Origin of the sequence: Paraburkholderia sp. (genome assembly GCF_036488795.1) — a bacterium.
Classification (GTDB): domain Bacteria; phylum Pseudomonadota; class Gammaproteobacteria; order Burkholderiales; family Burkholderiaceae; genus Paraburkholderia.
Genome location: NZ_DASXHA010000061.1, coordinates 69,490 through 90,709, shown reverse-complemented (window position 1 = coordinate 90,709; position 21,220 = coordinate 69,490). Strand labels below are relative to the sequence as shown.

The 21,220-nt window shown below is 62.9% G+C and carries 18 protein-coding genes; 5 read left to right on the top strand and 13 right to left on the bottom strand.

Features of this window, described 5'->3' with window-relative positions; all coding sequences use genetic code 11:
* Position 1: 1 nt before the first annotated feature.
* The 4 genes from VGH41_RS08000 to VGH41_RS07985 form a co-directional block, all read right to left on the bottom strand.
* Positions 2–259: a hypothetical protein gene (locus VGH41_RS08000; protein WP_331596905.1), complete on the bottom strand. Its 258-nt coding sequence runs from the start codon at positions 257–259 to the stop codon at positions 2–4.
* 139 nt (positions 260–398) lie between these two features.
* Positions 399–743: a hypothetical protein gene (locus VGH41_RS07995; RefSeq protein ID WP_331596832.1), complete on the bottom strand. Its 345-nt coding sequence runs from the start codon at positions 741–743 to the stop codon at positions 399–401.
* Between the two features lie 104 nt (positions 744–847).
* Complete coding sequence (locus VGH41_RS07990; protein ID WP_331596831.1) at positions 848–2,023, bottom strand: porin; 1,176 nt, start codon at positions 2,021–2,023, stop codon at positions 848–850.
* Positions 2,024–2,173: 150 nt separating this feature from the next.
* Positions 2,174–4,069, bottom strand: coding sequence for a bifunctional sugar phosphate isomerase/epimerase/4-hydroxyphenylpyruvate dioxygenase family protein (locus VGH41_RS07985; RefSeq protein ID WP_331596830.1), 1,896 nt, complete (start codon positions 4,067–4,069; stop codon positions 2,174–2,176).
* A gap of 319 nt (positions 4,070–4,388) precedes the next feature.
* On the opposite strand from VGH41_RS07985, the gene aroQ reads away from it, so the two are divergent.
* Genes aroQ through VGH41_RS07970 form a run of 3 tightly spaced genes read left to right on the top strand, consistent with a single transcriptional unit; the run spans position 4,389 to position 7,120 of the window.
* Positions 4,389–4,844: a type II 3-dehydroquinate dehydratase gene (aroQ, locus tag VGH41_RS07980; protein WP_331596829.1), complete on the top strand. Its 456-nt coding sequence runs from the start codon at positions 4,389–4,391 to the stop codon at positions 4,842–4,844.
* Positions 4,841–5,707, top strand: a complete 867-nt coding sequence (locus VGH41_RS07975) for a shikimate dehydrogenase (protein WP_331596828.1) — start codon at positions 4,841–4,843, stop codon at positions 5,705–5,707. Before aroQ ends, VGH41_RS07975 begins: the two co-directional genes overlap by 4 nt.
* 48 nt (positions 5,708–5,755) lie before the next feature.
* Complete coding sequence (locus VGH41_RS07970; protein WP_331596827.1) at positions 5,756–7,120, top strand: MFS transporter; 1,365 nt, start codon at positions 5,756–5,758, stop codon at positions 7,118–7,120.
* A gap of 105 nt (positions 7,121–7,225) precedes the next feature.
* Here VGH41_RS07970 and VGH41_RS07965 read toward each other — a convergent pair whose 3' ends face one another.
* The 6 genes from VGH41_RS07965 to VGH41_RS07940 form a co-directional block, all read right to left on the bottom strand.
* Positions 7,226–7,936 (bottom strand): TetR family transcriptional regulator, encoded by a 711-nt coding sequence (locus tag VGH41_RS07965; RefSeq protein WP_331596826.1) that lies wholly within the window; start codon positions 7,934–7,936, stop codon positions 7,226–7,228.
* A 106-nt stretch (positions 7,937–8,042) separates the two neighbouring features.
* Positions 8,043–9,320: an FAD-binding oxidoreductase gene (locus tag VGH41_RS07960; protein WP_331596825.1), complete on the bottom strand. Its 1,278-nt coding sequence runs from the start codon at positions 9,318–9,320 to the stop codon at positions 8,043–8,045.
* Positions 9,321–9,378: 58 nt separating this feature from the next.
* The gene (locus tag VGH41_RS07955; RefSeq protein WP_331596824.1) at positions 9,379–10,161 is read right to left on the bottom strand and encodes an anti-sigma factor; all 783 of its coding nucleotides are present in this window, start codon (positions 10,159–10,161) and stop codon (positions 9,379–9,381) included.
* Positions 10,158–10,727, bottom strand: a complete 570-nt coding sequence (locus tag VGH41_RS07950; RefSeq protein ID WP_331596823.1) for an RNA polymerase sigma factor — start codon at positions 10,725–10,727, stop codon at positions 10,158–10,160. Before VGH41_RS07950 ends, VGH41_RS07955 begins: the two co-directional genes overlap by 4 nt.
* Positions 10,728–11,118: 391 nt before the next feature.
* On the bottom strand, positions 11,119–12,699 hold the full coding sequence (locus VGH41_RS07945) for an aldehyde dehydrogenase (NADP(+)) (RefSeq protein WP_331596822.1): 1,581 nt from the start codon (positions 12,697–12,699) through the stop codon (positions 11,119–11,121).
* A gap of 137 nt (positions 12,700–12,836) precedes the next feature.
* Positions 12,837–13,763 (bottom strand): dihydrodipicolinate synthase family protein, encoded by a 927-nt coding sequence (locus VGH41_RS07940; RefSeq protein WP_331596821.1) that lies wholly within the window; start codon positions 13,761–13,763, stop codon positions 12,837–12,839.
* A gap of 144 nt (positions 13,764–13,907) precedes the next feature.
* Between VGH41_RS07940 and VGH41_RS07935 the strand changes: the two genes are divergently transcribed.
* Both VGH41_RS07935 and VGH41_RS07930 read left to right on the top strand, forming a co-directional pair.
* Positions 13,908–14,837, top strand: coding sequence for a LysR family transcriptional regulator (locus VGH41_RS07935; RefSeq protein ID WP_331596820.1), 930 nt, complete (start codon positions 13,908–13,910; stop codon positions 14,835–14,837).
* Between the two features lie 161 nt (positions 14,838–14,998).
* Entirely contained in the window at positions 14,999–18,079 is a 3,081-nt protein-coding gene (locus VGH41_RS07930; protein WP_331596819.1) for a transglycosylase domain-containing protein, read from the top strand.
* Positions 18,080–18,095: 16 nt separating this feature from the next.
* On the opposite strand, the gene VGH41_RS07925 is transcribed toward VGH41_RS07930, so the two are convergent.
* Genes VGH41_RS07925 through VGH41_RS07915 form a run of 3 tightly spaced genes read right to left on the bottom strand, consistent with a single transcriptional unit; the run spans position 18,096 to position 21,156 of the window.
* Positions 18,096–19,322: an ROK family transcriptional regulator gene (locus VGH41_RS07925; protein WP_331596818.1), complete on the bottom strand. Its 1,227-nt coding sequence runs from the start codon at positions 19,320–19,322 to the stop codon at positions 18,096–18,098.
* 29 nt (positions 19,323–19,351) lie between these two features.
* Positions 19,352–20,149, bottom strand: a complete 798-nt coding sequence (locus tag VGH41_RS07920) for an ATP-binding cassette domain-containing protein (RefSeq protein WP_331596817.1) — start codon at positions 20,147–20,149, stop codon at positions 19,352–19,354.
* A 17-nt stretch (positions 20,150–20,166) separates the two neighbouring features.
* Positions 20,167–21,156, bottom strand: coding sequence for an ABC transporter permease (locus tag VGH41_RS07915; protein WP_331596816.1), 990 nt, complete (start codon positions 21,154–21,156; stop codon positions 20,167–20,169).
* Positions 21,157–21,220: the final 64 nt, after the last annotated feature.

The following is a 21,220-nucleotide window of genomic DNA, read 5'->3' as shown; positions in this document are numbered from 1 at the left end:
CTTACCTGATGCCCAGCCCGCGCAAGACGGCATTGCCTTCCGGCGTCAGACGGATGCTCGGCTGGCCGGCTTCGGTCGAGACCGTTTCCACCAGACCGGCTTCGTGCAGCATTGGAATTTCCGGCTTGGCGAATGCGTCGATGGGCGCGTGCAGCAACAGCAGCAGCGTTGCCAGTTCGTGATGGCTCAACAGCCGGCGCAGCATGGTCTTTTTGGCCGGCGCTGCCGCGTCGTTCGTGTTTCGTTCTGCTCTATTCATCATTTCCACCTCCGGCGTTTTCTTTGTGTGGTGGATCATGGGGCCGAAGTCTTAAACGATTCTTAAGACTGGGCCCGGTGAAACAGAACGTAACCCTTTTGTCCCGGCGGCCGTTACCGGCGACGCTGTCACGCCGGCGTCACGGTGCGCAGGTCTTGCTGGCGCCTTCAATCCACATATTGTCGACATGGCGCTTGCCGGCGTAGAAACGGTAGGTGGTGGCGCCATTGTCCGCGCGCACCTTGACGATGTTCGAGTCGCCGAAATCGAGCATCTGGCCCTCGGGCAGCGGCGTGGTCTTGAAACTGGCCTTGTGTTTGGCGGCTTCCTGCGTCATGCAGGAGATCACGTCGTTGACGGGACGCTGGGTGGTGCCGTCGATGACGGCTTCGCCCGCATCCGGGTTGTGAGTGCTTTGAAAGTAAGCGCAAGCGCTGAGAAATAGGGGCGCGGATACAGATACAACCAGGGCGAACTTCTTCATATGTCTCCAGGCGGTTTCAGTCGCCGCCGCACGCGGTTCGCGCGCGGGGCGCACTGCGGTTCAGCCTTCATTATATCGATGCCGGACTTCGCCCCCGGACGTCCCTAGAAAGCGACCGCGAAGCCGAGCATGCCGACGAACTGATTATTGGTTGACGACGGCGTCGAATTCTGCGAATCGCCGACCGCCGGCGCCGCTTCGACAATCGCGGCCTTCGCGTTCAGCGTCTGACCGTTGGCGTGCTGATACGCCTGCAGCGCGTACAGCGTGGTGCGCTTCGACAGGTGGTACGACTCTTTCAGCGAGTACTGCTGATAGCGCGCTGCATTGTCGATGCCGTTCGCCTGCGAGGCCAGCGTGTACGAGAACGCGCCGGCCATGTCGAAAGCCGGCGTGAAACGGTAGGTGGCGAGCGCTGCGTAGGTATTGAAGACGGCGGTGTCGCGGAAGATCGAATGGCTGCCGGACACATATTGAACGTTGGAGTAGTTGAGGCCCAGCATCAGGTTGCCGATCGTGTAGTCGGCGGCGGCGGCAATGTGCTGCAGCGCCTTCGCGGACACATAGCCGGCATTGAGCGCCGACGTGCCGAAGCTGCCCGTGGAGGCCGGATCGAAACCGCTGGTCTGCTGCGCGTTATCCATGCGCAGATAGGCGGCGGCGAGAAGTACCGGACCGGTCGCGTAACGCAGCGCCGCGCTGATGGTCTGGCCTTTACCGGTGCTGCCCGCAATGCCGCCGAACGCATACATGCCGCCTGCCTGCAGGCCGTTCCAGTTCGGCGTGTTGTAGGCGAGCGCGTTGTTGATGCGGATCGTGGTATCCAGGCCGTCGATATCGCCCGGATGCGCGCCGGTTGCGCCAGTCAGCCAGTTGCTCGACGCAAGCGGCCCGACGTACAGATAGTACGGCGTGTACTGGCGGCCCATCATGAACGTACCGTAGGCCAGATTCTGCAGGCCGATGTACGCCTGCCGGTTGAAGATCTGTGTGGACGACGACAGCGCGCCCGTATTCAGATCGAAACCGTTCTGCAGATCGAAGATGACGCTGGTGCCCCCGCCAATGTCCTCGACCCCGCGCAGGCCCCACTTCGACGCGTACAGGTTGCCCTGGCGCAGATACACGTTCGAGCTGCCCTTCTGGTTGTTCGCGTAGACGAACGCGTCATCCACGACCCCGTAAAGCGTGACGCTGCTTTGCGCGAACGCCGGGCTCGCGAGGAGCGTGGCGCTCGCCGTGAAGGCGAGTTTTTTGAGTGTGCTGTGGGGCTTGTGCATCTGTTGTCTCCATCGTTGTCGAATAGATCGCCGGGTGAATCTCGAGTCGGCCGGGATCGACCCCGGCTCTTTATGGTTTTCTTTACTTCTTCACTACGTTGTCAAACAATATTTCAGAAACTACGACTACTTGTCAAACAATGTAAACGACTAATTGACATCCTGCTTACGGTGTTGTGCCTGGGCAGCCAGCCGGACCGCGGCGTTGCCTGCGCCGTAGCCGTCATAGCCGCCGCGCCGTTCGACGATTTCGAGGAAGAAGCGCTGATCCAGTTGTTCGGTGTAGGCGTGAAAAAATTCGCCGCCGTGTTCATCGCGGTCGTACAGGATGTTGCGAGTGGACAACGCCTCGATCACGTCGTCAGGCAACCCATAGCGGGCCGCGAGGTCTTCGTAGTAGTTGCGGGGAATACGCAGCAGCGGCAGGCCCTTCGTCATGAATTGCGGAATGGCCTGGAAGATGTCGCCGGTGCGAAACGCCACGTGATTCAGACCGGAGCCGCGATATGTGTGCAGCGCTTCGGCGACGGCGGTATGGCGGTCGACCGAGGCATTTAGCGCAATCCGCACGGAACCGTCGCGGCTGCGCAGCGCCCGGCTGCGTACCAGCCCGTACGGGTCCGGCACGAGGAAACCCGGTTCTGCTTCGAAGCCGAATGCGGTGCGGAAAAACAGCACCCAGGTGTCGAGCGAGTCCGCAGGCAGCGACAACACCACATGGTCGATCTCGCTGAGCAGCGGCTCCCCGGCTGGCTTGTCGTGGCCGTTCAGGATGAAATCGGCTTCGAACAGCGTCGGCTCGTCGGGCAGTTCATCGACGAAGTAGTTCAGGCTGCCGTCCGGTGCGCGGACAGCCGGCAGCACGCGCTCGTTCGGCCCAATCTGGCCGGAAAACGGCGCATAGCCGAAGGCCGCCGCGCGTTCGAAGGCGAGCGCGGCGTCGTCGACGCGCAGCGCGGATGCGCACAGCGACAGTCCATGCTGCTGGAAGAAGGCGCTCGCGAACGAATCGGCTTCGGCGTTCAGCACGATGGAGGCCGCGCCGTGCTGATACAGCGTGACGTCTTTGGAACGATGCCGTCCGGCCCGATAAAAGCCGAGCTTGCCGAGCCAGTCGGCGAGTTGACGGCGCGCGGCGTCGTCGACGGCGAATTCGAGGAACTGGAAGCCGATATGCGCGGGCGCCGGCGACGGCTGAAACAGCTCCGGGGCGGGTTGTCCCTGTTGATTCAGCCGGGTGCGCGTCTGCTCCTCCAGAAACAGCAGCGAGCGATGCCCGTCGGCCGCAGTCGCGGCAGTCGGCGCGGCGCGAAAACCGTCGTTGAAGATTTCTAGCGAAAGCGGTCCCTGGTAGCCGGTTTCCATCACCCGTGCGGTGAAATTCGCGAGGTCGAAGTCGCCCTGGCCCGGGAAGCAACGATAGTGACGGCTCCATTCGAGGACATCCATTGCCAGCTTCGGCGCGTCCGCGATCTGCACGAAGGTGATCCGCTCGCCCGGAATGGCGGCGATTTCTTCGACCGGATCGTTGATGGACAGCGTATGAAAACTGTCCAGCACGATGCCGAGGTTCGGATGGTTCACCGCATTCACCAGCCGCCACGCATGCCGGTACGAATTGACGTGCCGTCCCCATGCGAGCGCCTCGTAACCGGCCAGCACGCCCGCTTCGGCGGCGGCCCCGGCGAGTGCGCCCAGTTGATCGATGATCAGCGCGTCGTCGCGGATCGTGTCCGGCGACACATTGCTGCAGACGAGGATGCGATCGGTGCCCAGTTCATGCATCAGATCGAACTTGCGCTTCACGCGGTCGAGATTGCGCGCGAGCCGCTCGGCGCTCACGCCTTCGAAGTCGCGGAACGGCTGGAACAGCATGATCTTCAGGCCGAGATCGGCGGCGATGCGGCGCACGTCGGCGGGTGAGCCGTCGAAGTAGAGCAGGTCGTTTTCGAAGATCTCGACACCGTCGAACTCCGCTGCGCGAATCGCGGTCAGCTTTTCTACAAGTGTTCCGCTAATCGATACGGTGGCAATGGAACGTTGCATGGACGGCTCCTGCGAAGCGGGGAATAGGGGCGGTAAGACGGCGCAACACCGGCTGAAGTTCGTCAGCAGAGTGGTTGTGCGAACTCGGGCCGCGAGACAGGAATGAACCATCCCGTTACCAGACGGCATCCGGCTACTGGACACTATGCGCCACATTAGCTCGATTTATGGTGATTCTATACAAACTAACTAGATCGTACAAATTAGCATAAACCCCAGATGACTGACGCCGCGATCAGGCGCATAGTGGGATCACTGTGAGGAGGCGTGGCTGTGCCGGCTACCCATCCTGAACGAGATCTTTTCTGGAGTGGTCGTCATGAGTTTTGCGTCGGTGCTGGTCCTGAACGGACCCAATCTCAATCTGCTCGGTACGCGCGAGCCCGCCATCTACGGCTCTGAAACGCTCGACGATGTCGCGCGCATGTGCCGTGATGCAGCAGAGCGGCTCGACCTGTCGCTCGATTTCTGCCAGTCGAATGCCGAGCATCAACTGATCGACTGGCTGCACGCCGCGCGCACGAAAGTGGACGGGGTCGTCATCAATCCGGCCGCTTATACGCATACTTCAGTGGCGATTGCGGACGCGCTGAGTGCGATCGAAAAGCCGGTGATCGAAGTGCATATCTCGAACGTGCATCGACGCGAGGCGTTTCGTCATCACTCGTTTGTGTCGCCGGTGGCCGAGGCGATCATCATTGGCTGCGGCACGCAAGGGTATGTGCTCGCGCTGGAACGCATGGCGACCATCCTGAAGACGAGGAAAGCAAAATGAGCATGCCGGATCAATCGAAGTCGTTTCTCGTCGGGCTGATCGGCTCCGGCATCGGCGGTTCGCTGACACCTTCGATGCATGAGGAAGAGGGGAGCCGGCTCGGACTGCACTATGTCTATCGTCGCATCGATCTGGAGGCACTCAGGCTCGACGTCAGCGCGTTGCCCGAGATTCTGGTTGCCGCGGAGCGCATGGGCTTCAACGGATTGAACGTGACGTATCCGGCCAAGCAGCAAATCATTCCGCTACTCGATGAACTGTCCGAAGACGCGCACGCATTGGGCGCGGTGAACACGGTGCTGTTGAAGGACGGCAAGCGCATTGGCCACAACACCGACTGGTCCGGCTTCGCGCGGGCCTTCAAACGCGGCTTGCCGGACGTGTCGCTGGAGCGTGTCGTGCAGCTCGGTGCGGGCGGCGCCGGCGCAGCGGTCGCCCATGCGGCGCTGATGATGGGCACGAGAACGCTCACGCTGTTCGACGTGGACGCCTCCCGCGCGCGCATCCTCGCCGACGAATTGCAGCAGCGCTTTGCCGCGGCCACGGTGCGCGCAGGGGAATCGCTTGCGGACGCTGTCGCACAAGCCAATGGCCTGATCCACGCTACACCCACCGGCATGGCCAAGCTGCCCGGTCTGCCGCTGCCGGCCGAACTGCTGCACCGCGATCTGTGGGTGGCCGACATCGTGTACTTCCCGATCCGCACCGCCTTGTTGCAAGCCGCTGAAGCAGTGGGATGCCGCACGCTGAGCGGCGGCGGCATGGCGGTGTATCAGGCGGTCGATGCCTTCCGTATATTCACCGGACTCGAACCGGATGCCGAACGGATGTTTGCGCACTTCCAGTCGTTGCTGCAACGCTAAACGCAGCGCCCTGCAGTCAAGCCGATAAGACAGAGGTAGGAGACAACCATGCCGCAACCGATCCATCCGTCCCACTCCGAGATTCCGGAAACGACGGCGTCCTCATTGAATGCAGCAGGCGTCGGCGTGCGCCGCTCGAACGCGCGCTATCGCATCCTCGGGTTGCTCGCCGTCGGCACCATGATCAACTATATGGACCGCACGGTGCTCGGCATCGCGGCGCCGCAGTTGACCAGGGAACTCGGCATCAACGCCGCGCTGATGGGGCTGTTGTTCTCGGTGTTCTCGTGGAGCTACGTCGCGTCGCAGATTCCGGGCGGTCTGTTTCTCGACCGCTTCGGCAGCAAGCTGACCTATTTTCTGTCGATGACGTTCTGGTCGCTCTGCACGCTCGCTCAAGGTCTGGTGCACGGCATTGCGCCATTGTTCGCGTTTCGCCTGGGTCTGGGCGTCGCGGAGTCGCCGTGCTTTCCGACCAATAGCCGCGTGGTCGCCACGTGGTTTCCGCAAAGCGAACGGGCCATGGCGACGGGCACCTACACGGTCGGCGAATACGTCGGCCTCGCGTTCTTCAGTCCGTTCCTGTTTGCATTGATGGGCATGTTCGGCTGGCGTTCGCTGTTTTATGTCGTGGGTGCGGTGGGTCTCGTGTTCGCAGTGATCTGGTGGTTCGGTTATCGTGAACCGCGCGATCATCCGGCGGCCAACGCGGCGGAACTCGAATACATCGAAGCGGGCGGGGGCCTTACGCATCGCAAGAAGGACGCGGGCGAGAGCGAGCCGAGCGGCTTCGAATGGAAAACCATCGGACGGCTGCTCAAGCATCGGCAACTCAGCGGCATCTGCCTCGGCCAGTTCGCGGGCAACTCGACGCTGGTGTTCTTCCTCACGTGGTTCCCCACCTATCTCGCCACTGAGCGTCATATGGGCTGGCTCAAGATCGGCTTCTTCGCGATCATGCCGTTTATCGCGGCGTCGATCGGCGTGATGTTCGGCGGCATGTTTTCCGACTGGCTCCTGCGGCGCGGCAAATCGCCGAACGTGGCGCGCAAGCTGCCGATCATCGCCGGCCTGCTGCTCGCCTCGACCATCATCCTGGCGAACTACGTGCAAAGCAATGTCGTGGTGATCGTGATTCTGTCGGTGGCGTTTTTCGCGCAGGGCATGGCGGCGTTGGGCTGGACGCTCGTGTCGGACATCGCGCCGGACGGACTGCTCGGCGTGACGGGCGGCATCTTCAACTTCGCCGCGAATCTGGCCGGCATCATTACGCCGCTCGTGGTGGGTTTTATCGTGGCGGCGACCGGCTCGTTCGTCGGCGCGCTGGTATTCATTGGCGTGATCGCGCTGATCGGCGCGCTGTCGTACATCTTTATTGTCGGCGACATCAAGCGGATCGTCCTGACCGACTAGACACTGCCCTGGCGTAAAGCCTCAAGGGCGCGACATCCCAAAGACAAAGGGCTGACTGGCTAGCGGTTCACTAGCCGGTCAGCCCTTCGTCTGGTTTGTCGCCGCTCAGTCTTCCTTGCGCAGAAAGCGCATCACCGCGTCGACGATCATCGCGCGGTGCCGCGCGCGCAGACGCGGATGCGAGGGATCGCGACCGAAGGCCGTGCCAAAGGTATGGCGATTGCCGATCCGGTGAAAGCACATCGAACTGATCAACAGGTGCAGGTCGATCGCATCGACGTCACTGCGAAACTGCCCGGAGGCGATGCCGCGCGCGAGCAGATCTTCAATGGTATGAATCGCGCTGGCGTTGCTGCTCTTGAACGTCTTCAACTGCTCGACGAACTTCGCGTTGTGGATGTTCTCGATCGTAATCAGACGCACGAAGTCGCGATGCCGGTCGTGATAGTCGAACGTGAATTCGACCAGCTTGCGCATGCCTTCAACCGGATCGAGCTCAGTGACGTGCAGATCCTGTTCGAGCGCGCGAATGTCGCCGTAGACCTTCTCCAGCACGGCTTGATACAAGCCTTCCTTGCTTTCGAAGTAGTAATACAGCATGCGTTTGGTGGTATTGGTCCGCTCGGCGATCGCGTCCACGCGCGCACCGGTCAGCCCCATTGCGGAGAATTCCTGGGTGGCGACTTCGAGGATATTGCGCTTCGTCTCTTCGGGATCGTACTTGCGGCGAGCGTCGTTACGGCCGGCGTCGCTGCGCCGACCTTCGGACGGGATGCCGGTGTTATCGGGTACGGCGACCTTGCTTCCCTTTTTCATTGTGTATTTCAGCGGCGATGACGGGGCATTCTAGCATGGCGAAATTCACCGTTCGTGGGCTGCCGGCAAGCCGCGAGCGGCCTGTCAGAAGGGCTATTGCGCCAGCTCAGGAGGACCTGCGGCGGCGCGTCGCGAGCGCGTCGCGGGCCTGCATCGTGGAGTAGGTCAACTGCGCGGCAGCGAGACCGAACGTGCCGAATGTATGCGTCAGGCCGAAGGTGGCGAACGCCTCTGGCACCGGGCGCTCGCCGGCGATCGCGGCGGCCAGCAGTTCGCCGGACACGGTGGTGGGCGCCATGCCGTGACCGCCGAAGCCGACCGCATACCAGACGCCCTCGGCGCTCTGGCCGATTTGCGGCATCTTGTGACGCGCGTAGCTCATCAGGCCGCCCCACGCGTGTTCGATCCGCACATCGTGAAGTTGCGGATAAACCTTGAGCAGATCGCGCCGCAATAGCCGCGCGATGGCCTGCGGTTCACGGTTGAGCACGGAGATGCGTCCGCCCCACAGAATGCGCGTGTCGGGCAGCGGGCGGTAGTAGTCGAAGGCAAAGCGCGTGTCGTAGACGGCCGCCGCGGTGCCGATGGCCTCTTTCAGGCGCGCACCGAGCGGCTCCGTCGCCATCACGTAGGTGGCGATGGGCAGCACCGCGCGTTCGACCTGGCGGTACACGTTGCGCGCATAGCCGCCGCCCGCCAGCACCACGTGCCGTGCTTCGACGGCGCCCCCGGCGGTTGCGACCAGGAACCCGCTGCCGTACGACTGCAACCGTACAACAGGCGATTGCTCGTAGATCTGCGCGCCCGCGGCTTCGACGGCGGCGGCGACGCCCAGCACATATTTCAGCGGATGAAAATGGAACGCGTTGCGTTCGAGGAGTCCGCCGTGATAGCGCTCGGTCTTCAACTGGGCGGCGAGCGCGGAAGCCGAAAGCGGTTCCCAATCGACGCCGAACGATTCCCGCATGAGCCGGCGCTGCGCGTCGAGCCGCGCCGGTTCGTCGAACCAGTTCGCGAGGATCACGCCGGCGTGGGTCGCGTCGCAGGCAATCGAATAGCGTTCGATACGCTGGCGCATCAGATCGACGGCATCCGTGGTCAGCGTATAGAGTTCGCGAGCGCGCCGCGCTCCGAGAATCTTCAGCAGGTCTGCGCAGTCGAGGCTATAGCCGCCGAACACAAAACCGCCATTGCGCCCGGATGCACCAAAGCCCACTTGCTGCGCTTCGAGCACGACCAAGTCGCGCACGCCGCGCTCGACCAGACCCAGCGCCGTCGACAGACCCGCCAGTCCGCCGCCGACGATACACACATCCGCCGCGCGCCGGCCGGTCAGGTGTGGCCGTTCAGAGCGAACCACGGTGGCTTCGTAAAAGCTTTGCATGAGAGCGGGAGGCCAGGGCGCCTGCTGTTAAAGCCGGCGCTTGCGTAACGGGAAACGTTCAGGACACCGGCAAAAGTTTGCCGCTAAAGACAACCGGACCGGTCGGGCCATTCGGATTGGGCGAGCCGCCGGGTGCTTCAATCGAGATCGCCAGTGCCGCGTAATTTTCCGGCCGCTGCTGTCCCGCCGGCACCTTGCCGTTGCCGCTAGCGGGCATGATGCCAAGCGAAACCGGATGGCCGCTCGCCGGAATGCCCCACAATTCCATCGCCTTGCCGGCAGGCAAGCCGACCTCGGCGAGCCGGTGAAGGGTCATGGTCGAATGCGCTTCGTCCCACGCGACCAGCAGGACCGGTTGCGCATCCTTGTTGTTCAGCACGGCCACGTGCGAGACCTCGGCCTCGGGCTGTTGCGCGACCGTTTGCGAAGGCGGCGGCGAGGTGGCGCCGAACGGCAAGAGCGAGCGCACCGCGACCACCACCGCCATGGCTGCCAGCACGGTGACGCCGATGGCCCAGCCGCGCCAGAACGCGAGGTTGTCGAACCAGCTGCGGGTGGGGCGCGGCGCTTCGAGGGCCGCGCGAGGCGCAGCGCCGCGTGCGGCGGCGATGCCAAGACGCCGTTCGATGGCGTCCCATACGGCCGGCGACGGCATCCGCGCCGGCACGAGTTCGGCCATCGGTTCGAGCCGGGTTTGCCATTCTTCCAATGAGCGGCGGATCACCACGTCGCGTTCCGCGTAGAGTTGCAGCCGGCGCCGCGCGCCGCCGCGCAAGGTGCCGAGTGCATATTCGGCAGCGAGCAGATCCAGCAGTTGAGGGTAGCGGTGCAGATTCATCATGCACCTCCGAGGCAAGCTTTGAGCCTGGCAAGGCCACGCCGGATCCACGACTTCACCGTGCCGAGCGGCACCGTGAGCGTTTCGGCAATCTCGCTGTGGCTCTGGTCACGCAGATAGGCAAGGGCCACCGCCTGTCGCTGGGCCGGTTCCAGTTGCTGCATGCACCCGTCCAGCAGCCGTGCCTGCGTGCTCACGGCCAGGAGTGCCTCCGGATCGGGATCCCCGCTTGCCACCAGATCGTCCAACGCATCACTCCATTCTGTTTCCTGCGTGTTGACCCGCCGCAGGTGGTCGAGCGCACGGTTGCGTACGATCGCGGACATCCACGTCATGGGCGCCGACAAGCCGCGCCGATAGTCGGCCGCGTAGCGCCAGATATTGACGAAGCTATCCTGCAAGACCTCTTCCGCCCACTCATGCTTACTCAATATACGGAGCGCAAGGCCAAACAGTTTCGGGGCGGCGAGTTCATACAGCTCGCGCAGTGCCGCGGCGTCCTCTTTCGCAACGCGTTCGAGGAGCTCGGCGAGCGTTTCCGGCGTCAATTCTCGAAGGTTCGCGGTCATGGACATGTGAGTGATGGCATGCGGGGCTATGTTACTCAATTTCCGCTAGAGGTCCTATCCGGTTTTTTAGCGATTCGCCGCATCCGTTTTTCGCCTTGTTGCGTATAGGGGAGGTAGGCAGCCTTGCGAGCGCAGCCGTCGATCGTCAAAGGGGCTGAGCGTAGCGAAGGAAGGGGTGGGGTAAGTGCGGTAGACCAGTGCTGCAATGCGGCTTCAGATTCAGACAGCGCCGCGAGCAGCGCCACGCCGGACCGGATAGCAAATGTCCGGCGATCACGTAGTGAAGTAACGTCAGGGCGGTCCCATTCTGTGGGGAGGCCAGGGCAGTGGGCGGAACATCGCAACTACCCTGGCCGGAGTGGGCGGTTATTCAATACGCTTGGCAGTACGCTTAGCGGCCGAGCTGCAGCTTGCCGTCGAGACGCCGGTTGAGCTTGAGCGGATTGGACGTCTTCAATGCCTCAGGCAGCAAGGCATCGGGCACATCCTGATAGCTGACCGGCCGCAGGAAACGGTTGATCGCCAGACTGCCCACCGAGGTCGAACGGCCATCCGAGGTGGCCGGATGCGGACCGCCATGCACCATCGCATGTCCCACTTCGACGCCGGTACCGAAGCCGTTGACGAGAATCCGTCCAGCCCGGCGTTCCAGTGCCGGCAGAAAGCCTTGGGCGTCGGCGTGATCGGCATCGTCCAGGTGCAGCGCGATCGTCAGTTGTCCCTCCAGTGTGTCGAGCAGATCGCGCATCGCCGCAAGATTTGCGCATCGCACGATCAGCGATGCCGCACCGAAGATTTCCTCATGCAACGCGGGATTCCGGCTGAACGCCTCAGCCGTGGTCGTGAAGAGCGCAGCGCGCCCCTGGTTGAGCGTGCCAGTGGCGCCGCGCGCCGCGGTTGCGACGTCAGCCTGAGTGGCCATGCGTGCAACACCCGCTTCATATGCCGCATGAATGCCAGGCGTGAGCATGGTGGCCGCTTGCGCATCCGACAAGGCCGCACTGGCTGCCGCGATGAAGCGTTCGAGCTCGGGACCGTCGACGGCGAGAATCAGGCCAGGGTTCGTACAGAACTGGCCCGCGCCCAGCGTGAGCGAGCCGGCAAACGCTTTGCCGATCGCTTCGGCTCGCGCCGCGAGCGCGTGCGGAAACAGCAGCACCGGGTTGATGCTGCTCATTTCCGCGTAGACCGGAATCGGTTCGCGCCGCGCCGCCGCGAGGTTCATCAAGGCCGTGCCGCCGCGTCGCGAGCCCGTGAAGCCGACCGCCTTGATGCGCGCATCGGCGACGAGTCCCTGACCGGTTTCGAGGCCGCTATCGAACAGCAACGAGAAGGTGCCTTCCGGCATCGCGCAGTCGCGCACGGCTTTTTGCACGGCGAGCCCCACCAGTTCCGAGGTGCCCGGATGCGCCGGGTGGGCCTTGACGATCACGGGACAGCCGGCCGCCAGCGCCGACGCCGTATCGCCGCCGGCGACCGAAAACGCCAGCGGAAAATTGCTCGCGCCGAACACCGCAACCGGTCCGAGCGCGATGTGGCGCAGACGCAGATCGACGCGCGGCAGCGGCTGGCGCTCCGGCATGGCCGGGTCGATGCGCACGCCGAGAAAATCGCCTTCGCGCACGACCGCAGCAAACAGCCGCAACTGGCCGACCGTGCGCCCACGCTCGCCTTCGATGCGCGCGCGCGGCAAGCCGCTTTCGGCGACGCAGCGCTCGACCAGCGTGTCGCCGAGATCGAGAATGTTCTGCGCAATCGCTTCAAGAAACGCGGCGCGTGCTTCGAGCGAGGTCTCGCGATAGACGTCGAAAGCCTGCGCGGCGAGCGCGCAGGCTTCGTCCAGTTGCGCCGCGCTGGCGCCGCCGAAGGTAGGTTCGAGCTCGCTGCCGGTGGCGGGGTTGACCGCCTTGATTTGGCCGTGGCTGCCGCGCACCGCGCGTTGACCGATCAATAGATTGCCGGACATCTGCATGAAATGGATTCCTTGAAAAATGTGCGGGCGGCGCGAATGCGCCGCCCGCCTGGTGATTGCTTCAGACCGCGTGACCTGCTGGACGCGCTGGATGCGTTGGACGCACTGGGCGTACTGGACGTACTGAGCGCGCGGCCTTATTTGCCCCAGCGCAGCACGAGCGGGTCGAGCCGCCGCGCAATGGTCAGCAGGCCGGCACGCGTTGCAGGATGCATCTGCTGTTGCGGATGGCGCACCGCTTCACAAGCGATCACGCCGCCTTCCTTCATTAGCGCCTTGCACGAAGCGAGGCCGCCCTGGCGGTTTTCGTAGTTGATCAGCGGCAGCCAGCGCTGATAGTGAGCGGCGGCCAATTCCTTGTCGCCCGCCGCGTAGGCGTCGACGATCAGGTGGATGCCGTCCGCGTAGCCGCCGCCCGTCATCGAACCGGTTGCGCCCGCATCCAGATCGGCCATGAGCGTGATTGCTTCTTCGCCGTCCCACGGACCGACAACCGACTCGCCGCCCAGCTCGATCAACTCGCGCAGCTTGTTCGCGGCTTGCGGCGTTTCAATCTTGAAGTACGACACATTTTTCAGCTCACGCGCCATCCGCGCGAGGAACGGCGCCGACAACGGCGTGCCTGCGACCGGCGCATCCTGGATCATGACCGGAATGTCGATCGCGTCGGATACCTTGTTATAGAACTCGTAGATGCCGCGTTCGCTCGCGCGGATCGTCGCGCCGTGATACGGCGGCATGATCATGACCATCGCAGCGCCGGCATCCTGTGCAGCACGGCTGCGCTCGGCGCAAACGTGCGAACTGTAATGCGTGGTGGTGACAATCACCGGCACGCGGCCCGCGACGTGTTCCAGCACGAGGCGCATCAGGATGCTGCGTTCGTCATCCGAAAGCGTGAACTGCTCCGAAAAATTCGCGAGGGCGCACAGACCGTTGGAGCCCGCGTCGATCATGAAATCGATGCAGCGCTTCTGGCCTTCGAGGTCGAGGCGTCCGGCGTCGTCGAAGATGGTCGGGATGACCGGAAAGACACCGCGATAGGGGGCTTGGCTGGTTGACATGTCGAATCCTTCTTTCTGTGTGGCTCGCCGCGGACTGGCGCGCCCCGGCGGCGCGGTTGATCGTCTCCGGAGCTGACTATACGGCGAGCCGTTCAGCCCTGTATAGTGAAAAGTTTCCATCTTGTGATCACTTTTACGACTCACGTGAAAAATACCCTCGATGTGCTGCTGTCGCGCCTGCGCATGAAGCAGTTGCAATTGCTGATCGCGCTCGACGATCAGAAGTCGCTCCACAAAGCCGCCGGCGTCATGGCAATGACACAATCGGCGGCGAGCAAGGTGCTGCAGGAACTGGAGTCGATGTTCGAGGCGCCGCTGTTCGAGCGCTCCAAAAGCGGCATGATCCCGAATCAGTTCGGCCATTGCGTGATTCGCTACGCGCGGCTGCTCGCGACGGATCTGACCTCGCTTTGCCAGGACATTGCGGAAATCCGTTCGGGGCGCGGCGGGCGTCTGGCAATTGGCGCCATCATGGGCGCGATTCCGGATGTGGTGGTGCCGGTGATCAATCATCTGCATGCAAGCCAGCCGAATCTGGCCATTGAAATCACTGAAGACACGAGCGCGCGGCTCTTGCTGCAACTGGACGAAGGCGGCCTCGATCTGGTGATCGGGCGCGCCGCGGTGAGCCCGGATCCGGCCAGATATCTTTATCAGCCGCTGGGCGACGAACCGCTTTCGGTGGTGGTGGGCAGCGGCCATCCGCCTATGTCGCGCAAGGCGCTCACGCTGCGCGATCTGGCCGGCCACCGCTGGGTGACGTATCCGAGCCATATGCCGCTGCACGCGCTGCTGGAGCGCGAAATGGATCTGGCGGGCATGAGCATGCCGGTCAGCCCGATTTCGACGGCGTCGACGTTCGTGACGGTGGCATTGCTGCAGCAGGGAGCGGATCTGGCGTCGGTTTTACCGACCGGTATTGCCGAGCTGTTTGCGAAGCACAAGCTGTTGCGGATTTTGCCGGTGAAGCTCAAATCGCAATCGCAAACCTTCGGGATTGTGTCGCGCAAGGGCGGGGTGTTGTCGCCGCCCGCGGAACAATTCATCCGGCTGTTGCGCGAGCGGAAACCATGAATATCGCACGCCGCCCGCGGCGCCGCCACGCCTCGTTGCGCGGTGTTGTTGGCGCGAGACTGTCGGGTAAATCCGGACCATTTCGATTTTTGTGAAGCGCGCTAAACTGAACAGGATGTGCGCCATTTCTGCAGTCTGGCACCTGCGAAGGAGACGCCGCCATGAATCGGCCCCTCGTTCGGTTTCCGCTTCGCACGACCGGCGGTACTTCCGTCTGGAAGTGGTTCAAATGGACCCTGCTCGCCGCTTTTCTGGTGGCGCTGGCCATCCTGGCAAGGCTTTGCCAGATCGAAATCGAAACCTCCCGCCTGCAGGCGCGCTATCTGTCGGAGCTGACGCGCGACGTCGATTTCACGCTCTCAAATGGGGCAAGCCCCAGTATCCGTTTTCCCGCGAATGGCCCGTACGACGAGCGGCTTGGTTATGCGTTGCTGCCGTCGTTCGAGAAACGGCTGACGGAGCATGGTTTCGCCGTCGCTTCACAAGCGCGCGACACCGAGCGCATGCTCTCGCTCGCGGATCAGGGCCTCTTTCTGCCGTATCAGGAGAAAGATCAGGCGGGGCTGCAACTGTTCGATGGAACCGGCACGTCGTTGTATGACGCCAGCTATCCGCATCGCATTTACGGCGGTTTCGACGAAGTTCCGCCGCTCGTCGTCAATTCGCTGCTGTTTATCGAGGATCGCGAGTTACTGGATGCGAATCAGCCGAACCGTAATCCGGCTATCGACTGGGGACGTTTCGGCCGCGCGCTGCTCGACCAGGGCGTGCGCGTGTTCAACCAGCATCAGTCGCAGCCGGGCGGCAGCACGCTTGCGACGCAGATCGAAAAATTCCGCCATTCACCGGACGGGCGCACGTCTTCGCCGCCGGAGAAACTGCGGCAGATCGCTTCGGCTTCGGTGCGTGCTTATCTGAACGGACCGCAGACCATGCCGGCGCGGCGCGAAATCGTCGTGCAGTATCTGAATTCGGTGCCGCTCTCGGCGCAACCGGGTGTCGGCGAAATCAACGGCATGGGCGATGGTCTCGCCGCCTGGTACGGACGCGACTTCGCCGAAATCAATGCGATCCTCAGGCAGCCGCCCACCGACGACAACCTCGACGAGCGCGCACTGGCCTTCAGGCAAGTGTTGTCGTTGATGATTGCGCAGCGCGCGCCGTCGTTTTTCCTGCATCGCGGTTACGCCGATTTGCAAAAGATGACCGACAGCTATCTCCGGCTGCTGGCAACGGGTGGTGTGATTTCCACGTCGTTGCGCGATGCCGCGTTGACGGCGCAACTCGATCTGCATCACACGACGCCGCTGCAGCCGGCAGACGAATCGTTCGTCAGCCGCAAAGCGGTGACTTCCATGCGCACGCGCTTGCTCGCGGCGCTTGGCGTGAAGAGCTTTTATGAACTCGACCGGCTCGATCTGCAGGCCACCGGCACGCTCAACAACGCGGTCCAGCAGGCGGTGAGCGAGCGGCTCGCCCGCGCGACGACCAAGGACGGTGCGCAGGCGGCGGGGCTGTTTGGCTATGAAATGCTGCGCCCCGGCGATGACCCGTCGAAGATCGCCTATAGCTTGACGCTTTACGAGCGGCGCGACGGCGCGAATCTTGTGCGCGTGCAAACGGATAGCGTCAACCAGCCCTTCGATATCAATCAGGGCGCGCGCCTCAATCTGGGCTCGACGGCCAAGCTGCGCACCATCATCACGTATCTGCAGATCGTCTCGGATCTGCACGAACGCTACGGCTCGATGAGCGTGGCGGAGCTCAAGCAGGTACAACCCGATCCGAGCGATGGCCTGACGCGCTGGGCGATCGATTATCTGTCGCATACGCAGGACCGATCGTTGCAATCGATGCTCGACGCCGCAGTCGAGCGCAAATATTCCGCCAGCGCAGGTGAAACGTTCTTCACGGGCGGCGGCGCGCAGACTTTCACCAATTTCGAGTCTGACGACAACGGCCGCATTCTGACCGTGCATCGCGCGTTCCAGCACTCGGTGAATCTGGTGTTCGTACGCCTGATGCGGGACATCGTCCACTACGAAATGATCCAGACGTCCGGGCCGTCCACCGAATGGCTGGGTGATCCGGTTGCGCGAAAAAAGTATCTTGACCGCTTTGCCGATCAGGAAAGCCGGGTCTACGAAAAGCGCTTTTACCTGAAATACCACGGCAAGACGCGTGACGAGGCGCTCGCCGTGATGTTGCACAGCGTGCGCAAGTCGCCACCGAAGATTGCGACGGTGTTGCGCAGCGTCGCGCCCGACGGCTCGCAGGCCTGGTTTAACGTACAGATGCGCGCCGCCCTGAAGGGCACGCCCGCGCAATGGCTTAGCGACGATGACTTCGCGACTCTCTATGCGAAGTACGCCATCGACCGTTTCAATCTGAACGACCGTGGCTATATTGCCAGTGTGCATCCGCTGGAACTGTGGACTGCAAACTATCTGCTGGCGCATCCGGATACCACGCTCGATCAGATTCAGAATGCCAGCCGCGACGTGCGCGCGACGAGCTATGCGTGGCTCTACAAAACGCGCTATCACGCAACCCAGGATCGCCGCATCAAACGCATGATCGAGCTGCGCGCCTACGATGCGATCGGCAAGTCGTGGCAGGCGCTCGGCTATCCGTTTGCGAATCTGACGCCTTCGTATGCGGCGGCCATTGGCGCGTCGGGTGACCGGCCGGCCGCGCTTGCGCAACTGATTGGCGTGATCTCCAACGGTGGCAACAAGGTGCCTACCGAGAGCATCACGCAACTCGATTTCGCCAGAGACACGCCCTACGAAACGCATTTCGTTCGCGCGGCGACTCCGCCGCAGGCGCAGTTGTCGCCGCAGATCGTCAACGTGGTGCACGGCTTGTTGAACGACGTGGTGCAAGGCGGTACGGCCAAGCGGCTTGCGGACGGCATGACTTTCCCCGACGGCAAGACTTTGCCTGTGTATGGCAAGACCGGTACTGGGGATCAGCGTTTCGGCGTCTATGCGAAGGGCGGACGCCTGATCGAATCACGCAAGGTCAATCGCAGCGCGACCTTTGTGTTCATGATCGGCGACCACTTCTATGGCACCTTGACGGCATATGTCCATGAGCCTTATGCGGCGCGCTACGATTTTACGAGCGCGATGTCCGTGCAATTGCTGAAGTCGCTTGCACCCGTATTGCAGCCGTTGATGGAGGGCAACGAAACGAAGCCGCCCAAATCGCCCGTGACGACGGCGCTTGAACGCAGCTGAAGAAGCGCTCGAAGTCCTAATAGCTGACTTCCGTAGCGGGCTTCAGAAACAGTTCATGCACCGGCGCGAAGTGCGCATAGAGCGGCAGGATGGCGGCGCCCATCGCGCGGGCGTCCGCCCCGATCGTGCCTTCCAGCAGTTGCGGCCGCACCATGCCTTCCCATTCGAAACCGTCCAGCACGCGCTCGGTGCGGCGGATGATTTCGCGTACCAGTTGCCGGTCCACTTCACCGTCTATCACCACGGCTTCGAGATCGAGCAGGGCGGTCGCATTGGTCAGTGCGCCGGCAATCGCCGGGCAGGTCGTATCGAGCCACTGTTCGGTCAGGCGCCACCACTCCGGCGACAGCGCGCGATGATCGTGCGCGGCGGCGGCCGGCGCACCTGCATCGCTCAACAGGCGTTCGAGCACAAAGCCGGAAGCCGAGTGCAGCAACTGACGCGGCCCTGGACCTGTACCGTTTCCTGCCAGCGGGATCGAGCCGACCGCGCCTGCGTTGTCGTGTGGGCCGCCATGCAGACGGCCATCTATCACCAGACCACCGCCAATGAAGGTGCCCACGAACAGATACAGAAAGTGATGGATGCCGCGCCCCTGGCCCATCACGAGTTCCGCCGCGCATGCAGCGGTAGTGTCTTTGGCGAACTCGACGGGCAGCCCCGTCATGGCCGCGATACGCGCGCGAATGTCGATATCGTTCCAGGCTTCCAGCGCGTCGGGCGGCGCACCCAGAAAATCGCGCCAGCCGCCGAGCCATAGCGGCGCCGCCACGCCGACGCCTACCACTTTCTTCGCACGTGCACCGAGCGTCTCGTTCAGGCGCGCGAGCTTGTTTTCCAGCGCGGGGAACAGCACGCGGGGATCGGGGTACGCATACTCCAGCACGTCACGGTTGCACACGTGGCCGACGAAATCCATCGCCAGCACGTCGAGGCTGCGGCGCCCCACCTTGATGCCGATCGTATAGGCGCCGTCAGGCCGCAGCGCGATCGGCACCGACGGCTGACCAATGCGCCCGCGCACGCGCGCTTGCCGCGCGAGCAGGCCGTCGTCGATCAGACGGTCGACGATCATCGATACCGTCTGCATCGACAGACGCGTGAGCCGGCTCACATCGGCTTTGGCGAGCGGTCCATGCAGGCGGATCGCTTGCAGCACGATTCGCTCGTTGAACTGCCGCATGCCGACCTGATTCGAGCCGACCGTGCGTTTGAGCGGCGAGCGAGTGCCAGTGGTGTCCATGATGACCGCCCGTCAGCAGGGTGCGTGCATCATGCGATCGCCTTGACGTCTGCTTCCTTCGCACCGGTCATGATGGCAACCGCTTCGGACATATGGATGTCTTTCGTGTTCACCAGCGCCGCGCGCCGCCCGAGCCGCTGGATATGGATGCGGTCGGAGATCTCGAACACGTGCGGCATGTTGTGGCTGATCAGAATCACTGGCAGCCCGCGATCGCGCACGCGCCGGATCAATTCAAGCACCATGTTGCCTTCCTTTACCCCGAGTGCCGCCGTAGGTTCGTCGAGAATCACGACGTGGCGCGCGAACGCCGCACTGCGCGCCACGGCCACGCCCTGGCGCTGGCCGCCGGACAGTGTTTCGACGGCCTGGCGCATCGAACGGATGCCGATTTGCAGGCCTTTCATATGTGCGGTCGCTTCGTCGAGCATGCGACGCTTGTCGATCATCTTGAAGATCGAGCCGCGCCAGCCCGGCTTGACGAGTTCGCGCGCAAGAAACAGGTTTTCGGCAATGCTCATGGCGGGCGCCACGGCAAGATCCTGATACACGGTTTCGATGCCTTGTTCGCGCGCATCGAGCGGGCTGCGGAATTTAACCGGCTTGCCATCGAGCAGAATCTCGCCTTCGTCCGGCACCGTCGCGCCGGAGAGGGCCTTGATCAACGACGATTTACCGGCGCCGTTGTCGCCGATGACGGCCATGATTTCGCCGGGCATGACTTCGAAATCACAGCCGTCGAGCGCGGTGACCTGGCCATAGCGCTTGATGAGTCCACGTGCCTGCAGAACCGGCGTCGTGGCAGAAGCAGATTGGGGTGTCGACATGACAGACTCCTTGTGGATCAGCGAGCGCCGCGGTGGGAGAGCTTGTCGGCAGCGACGGCGAGAATCACCAGGATGCCGGTAATCAACACCTGATACACCGACGACACGCCGATCAACGTCAAGCCGTTACGAAACACGCCGACGATCAGCGCGCCGAGCAGGGTGCCGACAATCGAACCGCGTCCACCGAAGAGACTCGTGCCGCCGAGCACCACCGCGGTGATGCTGTCGAGATTCTCGGTTTGACCCGCCTGCGGATCGCCCACGCCGGTACGCGACACCGACAGCAGCGCCGCGATACCGTAGATGGCGCCGGCCAGCGTATAGACGGTCAGCAGGATGCGTTGCGAGGAAAGACCCATCAGGCGCGCGGCTTCGGCATTGTTGCCGAGCGCGTAGAGGTGGCGTCCGGGCACCGTGTCGCGCAACACGAACCAGGTGGCGAGGTACATCAGCAGCGTCAACACGGTGCCGTATGTCACCTGAGCCGGACCGATGCTGAAGGTGTTGCCGAGGAACATGATCGCGTCGGGCAGATTCGACACGCTTTCCGCATTCGAATAGATCTGCGTGAGCGCGAACGCAATGTTCAACGTGCCCAGTGTGACGATGAACGCGGGCAGTTTGATGCGCGTGATCAGCACGCCGTTCAGTGCGCCGAACAGCGCACTGGCACCAATGCCGCAGAAAATCGCGAGGACCGGCGGCACCCCGAGATTCACCGCGAATTTGGTCATGACGATCGAGCCGAACGCCATCACCATGCCGCACGAGAGATCAATCCCGGCCGTCAATACGATCAGCGTCTGACCGATGGCGATGACCGCGACCACCATGGTTTGCTGCAGGATCAGCGAGAGATTCTGAAACGACAGGAAGCGATTGCTCTGCGTGATGAAGAAGGCGCAGGCGAGCAGGAGTGCAATGAGCGGACCGATTTCGGCGAGCGAAGGCAGCCGGTCGGTGAAATGGCGGGGGCCGGTGGCCGGCGCGGAGGGGGTCGACATGATGTGTTTCCTCGATGCGAATGCGTGGCGCGTCGGCCACGCGGCAAATCCGTGGGAGACCCGT

What these genes read in the sequence shown, in the direction of transcription:
- VGH41_RS08000 (WP_331596905.1), bottom strand. Translation starts at nt 259, where the DNA reads ATGAATAGAGCAGAACGAAACACGAACGACGCGGCAGCGCCGGCCAAA.
- VGH41_RS07995 (WP_331596832.1), bottom strand. Translation starts at nt 743, where the DNA reads ATGAAGAAGTTCGCCCTGGTTGTATCTGTATCCGCGCCCCTATTTCTC.
- VGH41_RS07990 (WP_331596831.1), bottom strand. Translation starts at nt 2,023, where the DNA reads ATGCACAAGCCCCACAGCACACTCAAAAAACTCGCCTTCACGGCGAGC.
- VGH41_RS07985 (WP_331596830.1), bottom strand. Translation starts at nt 4,069, where the DNA reads ATGCAACGTTCCATTGCCACCGTATCGATTAGCGGAACACTTGTAGAA.
- aroQ (WP_331596829.1), top strand. Translation starts at nt 4,389, where the DNA reads ATGAGTTTTGCGTCGGTGCTGGTCCTGAACGGACCCAATCTCAATCTG.
- VGH41_RS07975 (WP_331596828.1), top strand. Translation starts at nt 4,841, where the DNA reads ATGAGCATGCCGGATCAATCGAAGTCGTTTCTCGTCGGGCTGATCGGC.
- VGH41_RS07970 (WP_331596827.1), top strand. Translation starts at nt 5,756, where the DNA reads ATGCCGCAACCGATCCATCCGTCCCACTCCGAGATTCCGGAAACGACG.
- VGH41_RS07965 (WP_331596826.1), bottom strand. Translation starts at nt 7,936, where the DNA reads ATGAAAAAGGGAAGCAAGGTCGCCGTACCCGATAACACCGGCATCCCG.
- VGH41_RS07960 (WP_331596825.1), bottom strand. Translation starts at nt 9,320, where the DNA reads ATGCAAAGCTTTTACGAAGCCACCGTGGTTCGCTCTGAACGGCCACAC.
- VGH41_RS07955 (WP_331596824.1), bottom strand. Translation starts at nt 10,161, where the DNA reads ATGATGAATCTGCACCGCTACCCTCAACTGCTGGATCTGCTCGCTGCC.
- VGH41_RS07950 (WP_331596823.1), bottom strand. Translation starts at nt 10,727, where the DNA reads ATGACCGCGAACCTTCGAGAATTGACGCCGGAAACGCTCGCCGAGCTC.
- VGH41_RS07945 (WP_331596822.1), bottom strand. Translation starts at nt 12,699, where the DNA reads ATGCAGATGTCCGGCAATCTATTGATCGGTCAACGCGCGGTGCGCGGC.
- VGH41_RS07940 (WP_331596821.1), bottom strand. Translation starts at nt 13,763, where the DNA reads ATGTCAACCAGCCAAGCCCCCTATCGCGGTGTCTTTCCGGTCATCCCG.
- VGH41_RS07930 (WP_331596819.1), top strand. Translation starts at nt 14,999, where the DNA reads ATGAATCGGCCCCTCGTTCGGTTTCCGCTTCGCACGACCGGCGGTACT.
- VGH41_RS07925 (WP_331596818.1), bottom strand. Translation starts at nt 19,322, where the DNA reads ATGGACACCACTGGCACTCGCTCGCCGCTCAAACGCACGGTCGGCTCG.
- VGH41_RS07920 (WP_331596817.1), bottom strand. Translation starts at nt 20,149, where the DNA reads ATGTCGACACCCCAATCTGCTTCTGCCACGACGCCGGTTCTGCAGGCA.
- VGH41_RS07915 (WP_331596816.1), bottom strand. Translation starts at nt 21,156, where the DNA reads ATGTCGACCCCCTCCGCGCCGGCCACCGGCCCCCGCCATTTCACCGAC.